Origin of the sequence: Flavobacterium sp. FlaQc-47 (assembly GCF_044006475.1) — a bacterium.
Lineage (GTDB): Bacteria > Bacteroidota > Bacteroidia > Flavobacteriales > Flavobacteriaceae > Flavobacterium.
In genome coordinates, this window is record NZ_JBIPCQ010000004.1 from 617,783 (window position 1) to 633,141 (window position 15,359).

At 34.9% G+C, this 15,359-nt stretch carries 12 protein-coding genes; 11 read left to right on the forward strand and 1 reads right to left on the reverse strand.

The genetic code is table 11. The annotated features are described in order from the left end of the window. Positions 1-30: 30 nt before the first annotated feature. Positions 31-690 carry a DUF6565 domain-containing protein gene (locus ACHRVX_RS15935; protein WP_395333930.1) on the reverse strand — a complete coding sequence of 220 codons (660 nt, stop codon included), beginning with the start codon at positions 688-690 and terminating at the stop codon, positions 31-33. Positions 691-987: 297 nt separating this feature from the next. On the opposite strand from ACHRVX_RS15935, the gene ACHRVX_RS15940 reads away from it, so the two are divergent. The 11 genes from ACHRVX_RS15940 to ACHRVX_RS15990 all read left to right on the forward strand — a co-directional run bounded on the left by ACHRVX_RS15940 (position 988) and on the right by ACHRVX_RS15990 (position 15,193). Then, a complete protein-coding gene (locus ACHRVX_RS15940; RefSeq protein WP_395333932.1) occupies positions 988-1,674 on the forward strand; it encodes an ABC transporter ATP-binding protein in 687 nt (228 codons plus the stop codon). A gap of 83 nt (positions 1,675-1,757) precedes the next feature. Continuing rightward, positions 1,758-2,327, forward strand: a complete 570-nt coding sequence (locus ACHRVX_RS15945; RefSeq protein WP_089478627.1) for a cob(I)yrinic acid a,c-diamide adenosyltransferase — start codon at positions 1,758-1,760, stop codon at positions 2,325-2,327. 209 nt (positions 2,328-2,536) lie between these two features. Beyond that, positions 2,537-2,758 carry a DUF2795 domain-containing protein gene (locus ACHRVX_RS15950; RefSeq protein WP_007138072.1) on the forward strand — a complete coding sequence of 74 codons (222 nt, stop codon included), beginning with the start codon at positions 2,537-2,539 and terminating at the stop codon, positions 2,756-2,758. An 89-nt stretch (positions 2,759-2,847) separates the two neighbouring features. After that, positions 2,848-6,189 (forward strand): preprotein translocase subunit SecA, encoded by a 3,342-nt coding sequence (secA, locus tag ACHRVX_RS15955; protein ID WP_395333934.1) that lies wholly within the window; start codon positions 2,848-2,850, stop codon positions 6,187-6,189. Between the two features lie 242 nt (positions 6,190-6,431). Continuing rightward, entirely contained in the window at positions 6,432-6,809 is a 378-nt protein-coding gene (locus tag ACHRVX_RS15960) for a hypothetical protein (protein WP_395333936.1), read from the forward strand. Positions 6,810-6,926: 117 nt separating this feature from the next. Next, positions 6,927-7,730: an MbnP family protein gene (locus tag ACHRVX_RS15965; protein WP_395333938.1), complete on the forward strand. Its 804-nt coding sequence runs from the start codon at positions 6,927-6,929 to the stop codon at positions 7,728-7,730. 248 nt (positions 7,731-7,978) lie between these two features. Continuing rightward, positions 7,979-9,019, forward strand: coding sequence for a cytochrome-c peroxidase (locus ACHRVX_RS15970; protein ID WP_395333940.1), 1,041 nt, complete (start codon positions 7,979-7,981; stop codon positions 9,017-9,019). 538 nt (positions 9,020-9,557) lie between these two features. Beyond that, positions 9,558-10,517 carry a transporter gene (locus tag ACHRVX_RS15975; protein ID WP_395333942.1) on the forward strand — a complete coding sequence of 320 codons (960 nt, stop codon included), beginning with the start codon at positions 9,558-9,560 and terminating at the stop codon, positions 10,515-10,517. Between the two features lie 219 nt (positions 10,518-10,736). Beyond that, on the forward strand, positions 10,737-11,114 hold the full coding sequence (locus ACHRVX_RS15980) for a hypothetical protein (protein WP_395333944.1): 378 nt from the start codon (positions 10,737-10,739) through the stop codon (positions 11,112-11,114). Positions 11,115-11,207: 93 nt separating this feature from the next. Continuing rightward, positions 11,208-13,367, forward strand: coding sequence for a TonB-dependent receptor (locus tag ACHRVX_RS15985; RefSeq protein WP_395333946.1), 2,160 nt, complete (start codon positions 11,208-11,210; stop codon positions 13,365-13,367). A gap of 227 nt (positions 13,368-13,594) precedes the next feature. After that, the gene (locus ACHRVX_RS15990) at positions 13,595-15,193 is read left to right on the forward strand and encodes a PepSY domain-containing protein (RefSeq protein WP_395333948.1); all 1,599 of its coding nucleotides are present in this window, start codon (positions 13,595-13,597) and stop codon (positions 15,191-15,193) included. Positions 15,194-15,359: the final 166 nt, after the last annotated feature.

Sequence of the window (15,359 nt, forward strand, 5' to 3'; positions counted from 1 at the left end):
GTCTTTTTAATACTAATTCAATTGACCAAATTATTTTTTGGCATCTTTATTTTCTTCAGATTTAGCACCCATTCTGTTAACAGTATACATTGGTGCAAATTTCAATTTTAAACCTGCAATTTTTCTATTATCTTCAGATGTAAGACCTTCTTTTTCAACTGTATTTTTACGGCTGTCAAGTGCTTCATACATCAATTTTACTTCATCCCAATCTTCACGAGAATATTTATCTTTATTATCCTCTACGGTATGAACAAACTGTTGGTATACACTATGAATATTTTTAGCGTTTACCCAGTCAAAATTCATATCATCGCCAATTTTTCCTTCACCAAATAAGGCGTTTCTCAATTGTTGTTTTGGGCTTGCAGCTGGAGGGGCAAAAACGGTGGTCATTTCATTTTTAAATTCTTCATACTTGATTTTACTCGTATTGATTTTTTCTGTTGCTGCTGTATTGTCTTTAACGTCAGCAAGTGCAGCTTGAGCTTCTGCCGCTCTTCTGTCGTACTCAGCGTCAACATTTTTCCAATCTGCTTTCAAATCGTCAGCTTTTACATTTTTTACAGAATCGACGTAGGCTACATAAGAGTCGATTGTTTTTTGAGCTTTCTCTTGTTTTTCGTCTTTACAAGAAGTTAAACTTAGTGCAATTAATGCAATTCCCGATAATAATTGTATGTTCTTCATAATTTTGCTTATTTAATATTACATCACAAATATAGTTAAAAATTCTAATAATTATACATTATTATCAAAAATTTAATAAAAATTGAAAATTAAATTTAATAAAAAATACAAAATATGATAATTATGTAAAAACAATTATAAATCATATAACAACTTTTTTAATAAGTAAAATATCTTTTTTATAGAAAATTAAAAAGTTCCTGTAAATGCTGGGATCTGTAACAAAAATCAATTTATAGCTACTTATCGTTTATTGAAAAGTGTTTTGTACTTTTAAATCCAAAATTGTAAATCGAAATGGCAAATCCATTAATTAAAATAACCAACATCAAAAGAGATTTTGTATTGGGTAACGAAATTGTCTATGTTTTAAAAGGTATAGATTTAGAAATCAACAAAGGCGAATACGTAGCTTTAATGGGACCGTCAGGATCTGGAAAATCAACTTTGATGAACTTATTAGGTTGTCTGGATACTCCAACTTCCGGACATTATATATTGAACGGAAAAGACGTTAGCCAAATGAAAGATGATGAATTGGCAGGAATCCGTAATAAAGAAATTGGATTTGTATTTCAAACCTTTAATCTTTTACCCAGAACAACTGCTTTAGACAATGTCGCTTTACCTATGATTTACGCCGGACATTCAAAATCTGAACGTAATGAACGTGCGATTGAAGTTTTAAAACAAGTAAATCTTGCTGACAGAATGGATCACCAGCCGAATCAATTATCCGGAGGACAACGCCAGCGTGTTGCAATTGCCCGCGCCCTGGTCAACAAACCTTCTATTATATTAGCCGATGAACCTACCGGAAACTTAGACAGTAAAACTTCTGTAGAAATCATGAAGCTTTTTGGCGATATTCACGAACAGGGAAATACTGTAATCTTAGTAACCCACGAAGAAGATATCGCAGCCTACGCCCACCGCGTAATTCGCTTGCGAGACGGTTTGATTGAAAGTGACACTACGAAATAGTTTAATTGTTTATTTGGTTATTTGTTTAATCGAAAACAAAAACTCAGTCACTTAGTAACTCAGAACCTTAGCAACTTTAAAAAATGAAAGTATATACAAAAACAGGAGATAAAGGAACAACGGCTCTTTTTGGAGGCACACGCGTTCCTAAAGATCACATACGAATTGACAGTTACGGAACCGTTGACGAATTGAACTCTTATATAGGACTTATTCGTGATCAGGAAATGGATTCACATTATAAAACGATTTTAATCGAAATTCAGGATCGTTTATTTACCGTAGGTGCAATTTTAGCTACTCCGGCTGAAAAAGAAGTCCTGAAAAACGGCGAACTCAGATTAAAGAATCTTGGAATTATTGATACTGATATCGAATTATTAGAAAACGAAATTGATAAAATGGAAGAAAGCCTTCCGCAAATGACTCATTTTGTTTTGCCTGGAGGACATCCAACTGTGTCACATTGTCATATTGCACGTTGCATATGCCGTCGTGCAGAGCGGTTGGCAGTACATTTAAGCCACAATGAACATGTTCCAGAAATCGCAATCATGTACTTAAACCGACTTTCTGACTACCTTTTTGTCTTGGCACGGAAGTTGTCGTCAGACTTAAAAGCGGATGAAGTGAAATGGATTCCGAGAAAGTAAACGGTTTACAGTCGCAGTCACAGTTTTATACTGAAAAGCGAGTTCTTAAAAAGAAGTAAACAGTTACAATTTTCAGTTTTCAGACTGTAAACTGTCACCGAAAACTGAATACTAAATAGAGACGTTCTTAAATTTTATTAAAATAAATCAAATTTTACTTGTCTTTTTCAGTAAAAAATTTATTTTTGCACAAACTAAACAGATAACAGATGTATTGGACATTAGAATTAGCATCTTATTTAAGTGATGCGCCATGGCCTGCTAACAAGGATGAACTTATTGACTACGCCATTAGAGCTGGTGCTCCATTAGAAGTAGTAGAAAACCTTCAGTCAATTGAGGATGAAGGAGAGATATATGAATCAATGGAAGAAATTTGGCCTGATTATCCAACAGACGAAGATTATCTTTGGAACGAGGATGAATATTAAAAAATAAACCAAAGGAAAAAGTCTCATCACCGAGGCTTTTTTTTTGGTTCAAATACACATTTACATAAAAAATAGAAATACCATAAATCATGAGTTTCATAAACAGTATTATAAAAGTCTTTGTAGGTGATAAATCACAGAAAGATGTCAAAGCTTTACAGCCCTATTTAACTAAAATTAAAACATTCGAAACTAGCTTAATGAGTTTGTCTCACGACGAATTGAGAGCCAGAACCGTATATTTTAAAGAAAAAATAAAAGAAGCAAGAGCGGATAAAGATGCTAAAATTGCCTCGCTTAAAGCGGAAGTAGAAAACATTGAAGACATTGACAAAAGAGAAGATCTTTATGATGCTATAGATTCTCTTGAAAAAGAGGCTTATGAAATTTCAGAAAAAACTTTATTAGAAATTCTTCCTGAAGCTTTTTCTGTTGTTAAGGAAACCGCTCGTCGTTTTAAAGATAATTCTTTTATTGAAGTTACTGCAACTGCAAAAGACAGAGAATTTTCAGCTTCAAAAACATATATTACCCTTGACGGTGACAAAGCAGTTTGGGCAAACAAATGGAATGCTGCGGGTAAAGAAATTACCTGGGACATGATTCATTATGATGTTCAGTTAATTGGTGGTATGGTATTGCACGAAGGTAAAGTTGCCGAAATGCAAACAGGTGAAGGAAAAACTTTAGTGGCTACATTACCGCTTTACTTAAACGCATTGACAGGAAACGGAGTTCACTTAGTAACTGTGAATGACTACCTTGCAAAACGTGATAGTACATGGAAAGCACCTTTATTCGAATTTCACGGTTTAACTGTTGATTGTATCGATAATCATCAGCCAAGTACAGAACAAAGAAAAAAAGCATACGACGCAGATATCACTTACGGAACCAATAATGAATTTGGTTTTGACTATTTAAGAGATAACATGGCACATTCGCCAGGAGATTTAGTGCAAAGAAAACACAATTATGCTATTGTCGATGAGGTCGATTCAGTATTAATTGATGATGCAAGAACACCACTTATTATTTCAGGACCGGTTCCTCAGGGAGATCGTCATGAATTTAATGAGTTGAAACCAAAAATTGAAAACTTAGTAGCACAACAACGTCAGTTAGCAAATGGATTTTTATCAGAAGCTAAAAGATTAATCAAAGAAGGAAACACTAAAGAAGGTGGTTTCTTATTATTGAGAGCTTACAGAAGTTTGCCTAGAAATAAAGCATTAATTAAATTTTTGAGTGAAGAGGGAATTAAACAATTGCTTCAAAAAACCGAAAATCAATACATGCAGGATAACAATCGTGAAATGCATAAAGTAGATGAAGCTTTGTATTTTGTAATTGAAGAAAAAAACAATCAGGTTGAATTAACTGATAATGGTATCCAATACCTTTCAGGAGATACAGATCCGGACTTTTTCGTACTTCCGGATATTGGAACTGAAATTGCAGCGATTGAAAAACAAAAACTGGATAAAGATGGTGAAGCTGAAGCTAAAGAAAGATTATTCCAGGATTTTGGAGTAAAAAGCGAACGTATTCACACCCTTACTCAACTTTTAAAAGCGTATGCTCTTTTTGAAAAAGATGTAGAATACGTTATCATGGACAACAAAATTATGATTGTCGATGAGCAAACAGGTCGTATCATGGATGGTCGTCGTTATTCTGACGGATTACACCAAGCGATCGAAGCTAAAGAAAATGTAAAAATCGAAGCTGCTACACAAACTTTTGCTACTGTTACATTACAGAACTACTTTAGAATGTACAGCAAATTAGGTGGTATGACAGGAACAGCCGTTACAGAAGCTGGAGAGTTATGGCAGATCTATAAATTAGATGTTGTTGAAATCCCAACAAACCGTGGTATGTTGAGACAAGACAAAGAAGATTATATCTATAAAACTACACGTGAAAAATTCAACGCTGTAATTGAAGATGTTACTCAGTTATCAAATGCAGGAAGACCAGTATTGATTGGAACTACTTCTGTAGAGATTTCAGAATTATTAAGCCGAATGTTGAAGATGAGAGGCGTTACACATAATGTTTTGAATGCTAAAATGCACAAACAAGAAGCGCAAATTGTAGAAGAAGCAGGTAAAGCCGGAGTGGTAACAATTGCCACTAACATGGCTGGTCGTGGTACCGATATTAAGTTATCCCCAGAAGTAAAAGCTGCCGGAGGTTTAGCAATTGTGGGTACAGAACGTCATGATTCCCGTCGTGTAGACAGACAGTTACGTGGTCGTGCAGGACGTCAGGGAGATCCGGGAAGTTCTCAGTTTTATGTTTCTCTTGAAGATAACCTAATGCGTTTATTTGGTTCTGAAAGAGTAGCAAAAGTTATGGACAGAATGGGATTACAGGAAGGTGAAGTTATTCAGCATTCTATGATGACAAAATCTATCGAGCGTGCTCAGAAAAAAGTAGAAGAAAATAACTTTGGTGTTCGTAAACGTTTATTAGAATATGATGACGTTATGAACTCGCAACGTGAAGTAGTATACAAACGTCGTCGTCACGCATTATTTGGTGAGCGTTTGAAACTGGATATCGCGAATATGTTATATGATACTTGCGAATTAATCGTAAGTCAAACTAAACCGGTTAACGATTTCAAGAATTTCGAATTTGATTTGATTCGTTATTTCTCCATCACTTCTCCAATTTCTGAGGCTGATTTTTCAAAATTATCTGACATTGAAATCACGGGAAGAATTTACAAAGAAACATTAGCTTTCTATACAGAAAAAACAGAAAGAAGCGCAAGAGAAGCGTTCCCAATTATACAAGGTGTTTATGAAGAACCTAATAACCAATTCGAGCGTATTGTAGTTCCGTTTACAGATGGAATCAAAACCTTGAATGTTGTGACAGATTTGAAAAAAGCGTATGAGAGCGAAGGAGCTCAATTAATTGCTGATTTCGAGAAAAACATCACGTTATCTATTGTTGATGAGGCTTGGAAAAAACATTTACGTAAAATGGACGAATTGAAACAATCTGTTCAATTAGCCGTTCACGAACAAAAAGATCCATTGCTTATTTACAAATTAGAAGCTTTTAATTTGTTTAGAGGAATGTTAGACAACGTTAATAAAGAAGTTATTTCATTCTTGTTCAAAGGTGATTTACCGGCTCAAAACGTTCCTGAAATTCACGAAGCAAAAGAAGTTCGCCAAAAAGAAAACTTCAAATTAAGCAAAGACGAAATTGTAAACAGCGAAGATATCAACCGCGAAGCTGGAGAAACACAACAACGTCAGGTTACAGAAACAATTGTAAGAGACATGCCGAAAATCAATCGTAATGATACTGTTACAGTTCAGGAAGTTGCAACAGGCAAAACGGAAGAAATGAAATTTAAAAAAGCAGAAACTTTAATCGCTTCTGGCGCTTGGGTTCTTGTTAAATAAGTTACAGTTTATAGTCGCAGTCTCAGTTTGCAGACTGATATTCTAAATTAGATATTCAAACCCGACAGGTTTTAAAACCTGTCGGGTTTTGTCTTTTAAATATTTTTCGCTTTTATCCCAATCTTGCTTATAGTCAGTAACTGTAAACTGAGACTGTAAACTTTTTTTAGGAAAACTTAAAAATAAATTCTTTCTAAATCGAATAAACAGTACTTTTGCAATCATAATCAACGAAAAAAGCTTTGAAGCGAATTTTAATTACATTTCTTTCCTGCATGCTTCTAGTGCCATCATTTGGCAGTTTCTTTGTTTATACCTCATTCAAATTAAATCAGGAAGAAATTTCTAAAACTATTTGCGTGCAACGAAAAATGCTTTTTAATTCCTGTAATGGTCGATGTGAACTGCAAAAAAGTTTAAAAAAATACGCCGACAACGAAAAGAAAATGCAAAACAACCTGAAGGAAAAATCAGAAGTTGTTTACATTCAAAACACAATCACACCACTATTAAAATTAGCAGCTCCAATAGTATCTAACGCAAAACTTTTTGCGACTTTGGACGAAAAACCTATTTCGGTTTCAATGGCTACTTTTCGACCTCCCTCCTATTTTATATAATTTTTTAAATCACATTTCAATTTCTTATTGAAATGAATATTTCGTTGTTCCTAAAACAATGAAATCGTGTTGACGCACACCCAAAATTTAAAATTTCAATTATATAAAATTCACAAAATGAAAAATACTTTATACAAAGCATTCGCTATTGTGGCAATTTCTATAGCACTAAGTTCATGTTCAAACGACGATAACAAAAATGATGTTTCAGGATCAGGAAGCCTGGTTCTTGAATATGATAACGGATTTGGAGCAAACGATTTGATTTTAAACACACAAGGAAATACAACTTCAAACAACGAAGTATTAAAAATAAGCCTTGTAAAATACATCATCAGCAATGTAGTTTTAACAAAAGCTGACGGAACTATTTTTACTTACCCAAAAAGCAAAAGCTACTTTATCGCAGACGAAAGTTCAGCAGACGGACACGAATTTAAACTTACAGATATTCCTGCCGGAGATTACGTAAAAGTAAAATACGGAATTGGAGTTGATGAAGAACAATGGAAACTTGGCGCTGCCGGACAAGGTGATTTTCTGGCAAAAGCTAATGACGCCGGAATGTTGTGGTCGTGGGCTGCGGGATATAAATTCTTTGCTTTAGAAGGTACATTCACATCGTCAACTGTTACTACTGCAACTCCTTTTATGATTCACACCGGCAAAACCGGAACTGATTATAATTATACTGAGGTTACCCTTGATTTACCAACAAAAGCATTAGTTCGTACTACAATTACCACAACGATTCATTTTAAAATTGACTTGTCTAAAGTCATTGACGGAACTAACAAAATCAAACTGTCTGACAACAACGCAGGCGGAATGGGTGCGATGATTATGGGCGGCGCGAACTTACCGCTTATTACTCAGAACATTTCGACTATGTTCAAAGTAGACCACGTACACAACGACTAATTTTATTTTCTGGAGCACAAAAGTTTCGATTCATAAGTAATAACGTCCCGCTTTTCGTTTCAATCTTTTTGTTTTTAAAGAAAAAACAAAAAGGATTTTTACTGCAATCGGGGCTAGACTACAACTTTTGTGCTTCTAATAAACCATAAAGCATCACAACAAAAAAATTTTAATGCCATTGTAATTCATAGAAATTGTGCAATTCGTGGCAAAAAAACACATTGTTTTGCTTTTTTAATTTAAAAATCATGCTGAAAATAAAATATTTTCTATGGCTGATGATTCCGTTGTTATGGAGTTGCTCAGGTGAGGAAGACGAATATGTAAATATACCTTTAGAATTTAAAGTTCCGTCAAATTTTCCTGATTTAGCATACAACATTGCACAGAATCCACCAACAGAAAAAGGCTTCGAATTGGGCAAAAAACTTTTTTACGACGGGCGTTTAGCGTCTGACGGAATAGTTTCCTGTGGCTTTTGTCACATTCAGGCCAACGCTTTTACACATCACGGACATACTGTAAGTCATGGCGTAGACAATGCGCAAGGAACCAGAAACACACCATCAATCCAGAATCTGGCATATCAAACTACATTTATGTATGACGGCGCCGCAGATCATTTAGACTTGCAGCCTATAATTCCGTTGACGAATATTGTAGAAATGAACGGCAATTTGAACAATATTCTTAAAATGATGAAAGCCGATAAGGATTACCAAAAATTATTTGGACAAGCTTTTGATGATGGCGCGATTACAACCGAAAACATGCTGAGAGCGCTTTCGCAATTTATGGTTATGGTAACTTCATCTAATTCAAGATTTGACAAATACCGACGCAATGAAACTGGCGGAACTTTGACAAGTGAGGAATTGGTAGGTTACGATTTATTCAAATCCAAATGCGCATCATGTCATGCAACAGATTTACAAACCGATAATTCATTTCGAAATAATGGTTTAGCCGTAAATCCAATGGTAAACGACGTTGGCCGTTACAGATTAACAGAACTCGCTGCAGATTATTACAAGTTCAAAGTGCCAAGTTTAAGAAATGTAGAGGTTTCCGGGCCTTATATGCACGACGGAAGATTTGGAAGTTTAGAAGGCGTTCTGGATCATTATGCCAGCGGAATAGAAAACTCGGCAACTCTGGACCCAATATTAAAACAAAACGGGAAATTTGGAATTGTACTTTCTGAAACTGATAAAAAACAAATCATAGCTTTTCTGAAAACGTTGACGGATAATCAATATTTAACTGATAAACGTTTCTCTGAATTTTAAAAATTAGCCCACAGATTGTACGGATTTCGCTGGTCAACACAGATTAAAGCAATTGAAATCTTACTTTTTTTTAAAATATTTTAATCCCTTTATTTAATAGCTATCGGGAGTAGTAAAAGAATTTATGAATAGCGTAAGGTTTTAGCCGGATGTAAATAATAGATTAGACAAAGGCTTTAGCCAAATTTAAGGGTTTGGCTAAAGCCAAGATAAAATTTAAATTTATTCCTCCAGCTAAAGCTGAAGGCAACTCAAAATAGTAGAAAGAATACAATTTTGCCACAGATTAACTGGATTACCGAAGATTAAAAACAATTTATCCCAATAGTTATCAAGAGTGGCAAAAAAAATAAAATATATAATGAAAACCGGAGTCCTAGCCCTGATTGCAGTGGAAAGCCTTTTTGAAAAAAGACCTAATTTTTCTTGGATTTATAAAGCGACCAGCGGAAGCTTTATAAAGGCATAGGAAAATGGGATTTTGAGAAAAGCTTGAAACGAAAAGCGGGATTAGCTCCTAAAAATAATAAGAATGAAAATGAAAAAAATAATAGTAATGTTTGCTCTTTTGGTTGGTTCATCAGCCTTTAGTTTTACTGTAAAAGATAGTATTTCGGGCTTTACGTTTCAGCGTTTGGCGATGATGGAAGATTTTGACTGTGATGCTTGTGGCTGTTCGGCAAGTGGCGGAAGCATGGGTTTTGGTTCTATGCTGAACAATAATTTTGTGGGTTTGAGATATATGAAACAAAGCTACACAAGCCGCGACGGAATCTTTGCCAATTCTCCGTGGATTGATGAAAACTTTAATACCATTCAGGCTTGGGCAAGAATTCCGGTGACGGAGAAAATTCAGATTTCGGCATTGGTTCCGTATCATTTTAACGAAAGAAAACTGACCGCCGGAACCGAAGATATTTCTGGTTTAGGTGATATTACCGTAATGGCTTTATACACCGTTTTTGAGACAAAAAAAGACAGTACATTTTTTACCCACAAAATAAATCTTGGCGGAGGAGTTAAAATTCCCACCGGGAAATTTACTGAAGCGAATAATTTAGGAAGTGTCAACCAGAGTTTTCAATTAGGAACCGGAAGCTGGGATTTTCCTGTAGTGTCTGAATATGTAATTAAACACAAAAACCTGGGGTTGAACACCACCCTAAATTACATCTTTAAAACGGAAAACAGTAAAAATTATCAATATGGCGATCAGTTTAATTATGCAGGAACATTCTTTTATCTGTTTGATTTAAAATCTGTTCAGATTGTTCCACAAGCTGGATTAGCAGGTGAAGTTTACCAAACCAACAATCAATATAGTTTGGCTGTACCCAATACCGCTGGCGATATTTTGTTTAGCAAATTTGGTATTGAAGCCGGAAAAGATAAATTTTCGGTTGGTTTAAACGTCATGCTGCCTATTCATCAAAACCTTTCAAGCGGTAATATGGAGGCGAATTACAGATGGAGCGTAAACTTAAATTATACGCTGTAATTAATATATAAAAAGTTTACAATTCGTGCCGTTAGGTACCAAATATTGGTAGAAAATATCAATTAAAATAAATTTAGCGTGCCGTAGGTGCGCTACAAAACGATAATTATTGCGTACCTACGGCACGCCAATAAATTTCAAATCAAAAAGGCTACCAATATTTTGTACCTAAAGGCACATTTTAATTCTTAATTTATTTAAAAAACAACGAAACAAGCTTTGAGAAAAATTGTCATCATATTTCTTTCCTTCATGCTTTTAATGCCATCATTTGGCAGTTTCTGCGTTTACACCACATTCAAATTAAATCAGGAAGAGATTTCTAAAACTATTTGTGTACAACGCAAAATGGTTTTTAATTCTTGTAATGGTCGTTGTGAGCTTCAAAAAAGCCTTAAGAAATATACTGACAACGAAAAAAAAATGCAGGACAATCTGAAAGAAAAAGCAGAAGTAATTTATATTCAGAATATTTCGTTGAGTAATTTCAAATTAGTTGCACCAATAAGATCTCGAAAAGCCGTTTTTGCTTATTTCGATAAAAAACCAATTTCGGTTTCGAATGCTACTTTTCATCCTCCTTCCCATATGATATAAATTTTAGTCCTGCTTTTCAATGTTTTTGAAAAGCTTTTATTGGTATTCTACCAAGAGAATACCGGCTACTTTTTAAAATTTATATCATTTAAAATGAACAAAATATATTTTATCCTATTGATTATAGGACAATGTGTCTTAGCACAAAATAAAACAGAAAAAGATACTACAAAATCGCAAGAACTGGATAATGTTTTTATAACTGCAAATCGCACCGCTACCTTACGAAAAGAAACTCCGGTTGCCATTAGCAAAATAACCGCTAAAACCATTAATGAAACCAAGGCAACTGCCGTTTACGAAATCATCAATAAAACGCCCGGAGTTTTAATGGTTAATTTAGGAAACGAACAGCACATGATGTCGATTCGTCAGCCTATGACCACCAATGCTTATTATTTGTATCTCGAAGATGGTTTGCCAATTCGCCCCATGGGAATTTTTAATCACAATGCTTTACTGGAAATTAATCAGTTTAATTTGCAGAGTATCGAAGTGGTAAAAGGCCCGGTTTCGTCTTTGTACGGACCTGAAGCAGTTGGCGGAACGATTAATTTAATTTCGCTGAAACCGCCTGTTGATCCGGAATTTAAATTTGGGGTTCAGGCAGATAATTATGGCTATAGAAGATTTCAGGCTGCCGGCGGAGCAACAATAGGGAAAGTTGGTTTTCATATTGCGGGAATTTCAAGTTTGCAGGAAAATGGCTGGATGACCTATTCTGATTATAACAAAGATAATCTGAATGCGAGAATCGATTATAATATCTCCTCTTCTACCCGATTGATCAGCAATACAATGTATGGCAAATATTACTCTGACATGAGCGGAACAGTGAACGAAGAGGCATTTAATAACCGAACTTATCAGAGTACTTCTAATTTTACTTATAGAAAATCTGATGCTTTGCGAACACGATTAACACTAGAACACGATTGGAACCCTAATTCGAGCAGTTATATTACAGCATATTTAAGAGACAATAAACTAGGCCAAAATCCTTCGTACGGAATCAGATGGAGCCCAACTGTAAATCCTACAACTGCAAAGGGCGAAGTCAACTCGAACAACTTTAAAAGTTACGGTGCCATTGGGCAACATACTCAAAAATTCGATTTTTTGAATACTAAATTGGTTGCAGGTGCCTTATACGATTATTCGCCTGTGACCTATTGGTCGTACGTTATTGATTTAAAAGCGAATTTAAATCCCGGTGAATCTGGTAAACAAACCGTTAGTTCTTATGAGATTATCGCAGAACATCCGGATTCAAAACTGGCTGATTATACGGCTGATATTTTCAACTCAGCCGGATATGCACAATTGAGTTTTAACCCTGTCGAAAAACTGATTATTACGGTGGGCGGTCGTTACGATAATATGAAAGTGAATTACAATAATGCTTTAGACAATTCGACCGGCAGTAAACTTTATGACAAAATGACTTTTAAAGTTGGTGCTAATTATAATCCGTTTGACTTTGCCGGTTTTTATGGCAATTACTCACAAGGTTTTGCGCCTCCCGGAATTACCTCTATTTTTAGAACAAAACCCGGAACTGGCGGTACAACAGGCGTTCCTGCCGACTTTTATTATAATCTCGAACCTGCTACTTTCGATAATTACGAAGTGGGCGGATGGCTTTCTTTCTTTCAAAATAAATTAAATTTTGATTATGCTTTATATTATATGGAAGGAAAAAATGAACTTTTGAATATTAAACTCGCTGATAATTCAACAGATTATCGTTCTGCTGGGGAAACGCGTCATAAAGGAATTGAGTTTGGTGCTTCGTACCGACCTTCAAAACAATTCAATATTCGTCTTGGTGGAACTTACGCCCAACATACTTACATCGATTTTAAACTTTCGGACAAGCCAAGCGATCCTGTTCAGGATTTAAACGGAAAAGAAATGCCTGCTGCACCCAAATGGTCCGGAAATTCTGAGGTAAGTTATTACCCCAACTGGCTTCCAAATCTAAGAACTTCGGTAGAATGGCAGCTTGTTGGCAGTTATTATCAGGATCAGATCAATACGGTAAAATATAGTGGTTACAATATATTCAACGCCAGAGTGGGTTACCAATGGAAAAAAATTGAAGCCTACGGAAACGTACTTAACCTAACGGATAAATTATACGCTTATAACGTTTCCAGAGCAAATACCACAAACGCCCAACCCACTTATACTGCCGCCGCACCAAGAACTTTTGTGTTTGGAATACAGTATAATTTTTCATTAAAAAAATAAGGTTTGCCACGCCTATAAAGCAAGTTTAAAATTTGAACCATTAAGATATTAAGTTTCATTAAGCCAAACTTAATTTTTCTTAATCTCTTAATGGTAAAAAAATCATTTTAATCAGTGGCAAAATAATAATAATTATTAGAAGCTAATCCCGCTCTCGGCTTTATCTTTTTATGGCAGGAAAAGCCATAAAAAGGATACCGCCTCCATCGGGGCTAAAAAACCTAACAATGAGTAAAGAAATAAATAAGGACAAAAAGTCTAAAAAGAAAGATTCAAAGTTTGTCAAAAAAATCAAGCAGCACATGTACAAATGGCATAGAACAATAGGTTTAATCACCATTGTTCCTGTTATTTTCTGGACACTTTCAGGATTGATGCATCCGTTTATGGCACATTTTTTTAAACCTGAAATTGCCCATGATAAACTCGAAGCACAAGTAATTGATAAAAGTCAGTTACACTTTTCGATTCAGGAAGTTTTAGAGAAAAATGAACTCACGCAATTCAAGAATTTCAGAATCGTCACTTTCAACCATAAAACCTATTATCAGCTTAAAACTATCATTGGCGAATTATGGTATTTTGATACTTCGACCGCTGAAAAACTGGAAAACGGAGATCAAAAATATGCCGAATGGCTTTCGCGTTATTTTCTGGACGATCAAAAAAGTGCGATTAAACAAATCGAAATCGTAACTGAATTCACCTCACAATACAAATACGTCAATCGTTATTTACCTGTTTACAAACTCAGTTTTGATCGTCCGGATGCTATGCAGGTTTATGTAGAAACATCTTCTGGCAAATTAGCAACTTACAACCCAACTTCAAGACAGGCGTTTATCTGGTTCTTTGACACGTTTCATAATTGGTCGTTTATAGATGCTATTTCAAACAACAGTATCCGAATCATTACGATGATTTTCTTGTTGTCAATCATTGGATTTTCTGCCTTGAGCGGAATTTTAATTTATGGCTTACTTTGGAAACAATTTAAAAAGACAGATAGTTTACAACCTAAAAAAGGTCTTAGAAAATACCATCGCCAAATAGGGATTTGGATTTCGCTTTTTACTTTAACATTTGCTTTTAGCGGCGCATATCACGCCACAACAAAATGGAATCCCTATACTTTATCGCAAATGGTTTACGAACCCACTTTTGTAACGAAAGAAATCCCGGTTGCCAATAATAATCTGGATTTAGACTGGAGCCGTTTTCAGAATATGAGTATTATTACTTTAAACGACACAACGTATTTCCGTTGTGAATTGCTTGAAAAACAAAAATTCAAAACATCTAAATCAGATTCTAATGCAAAATGGAATAAAAAAGACGACCCAAAATCTGAGGTAATTTACATTAATGCTGCAACCAACAAAGTTGCGCCAAATCTGGACTTTCAATATGCTGAATTCCTGGCTTATTATTTTACAGATGGCGCTCCTAAACTTGCTTGTTGCGAAATGGATCAAAGTTCTGATGAACCTCATACTTCTTTAGAAAATGTAAAATTATTAGAATCTAAACTTTTAACCGATTTTAGCAGTCGCGAATATGGTTTTGTCAACAAAAGATTGCCAGTTATAAAATTGGCTTATGACACACCCGAAAAAACAACATATTTTGTCGAAACTTCGACTTCACGATTGGCTGCCGTAGTTAAAAATTCAGATATGGTTGAAGGTTATTCGTTTGCCATCCTGCACAAATTTTTATTTATGGATTGGGCAGGAAAAAACATTCGCGATCTCACAATGGTTTTAGCCGCATTAACTATATTGATTGTTAGTATTTTGGGCTTTATTTTGTTTTTAAAAAAGTAGAAAAAATCTATTCATCCCTCAGCATTCTTACGCCGGGGGATTTTCTTATATTTGTTTCAAATTTATTTTAATTAAAATTGAAAAGAAATCTAAGCTTTTTATTACCAATTATATGGATACTGTGTTTCAGCTATTTTTTCATATTAATGATCAGGATTACCTGGCA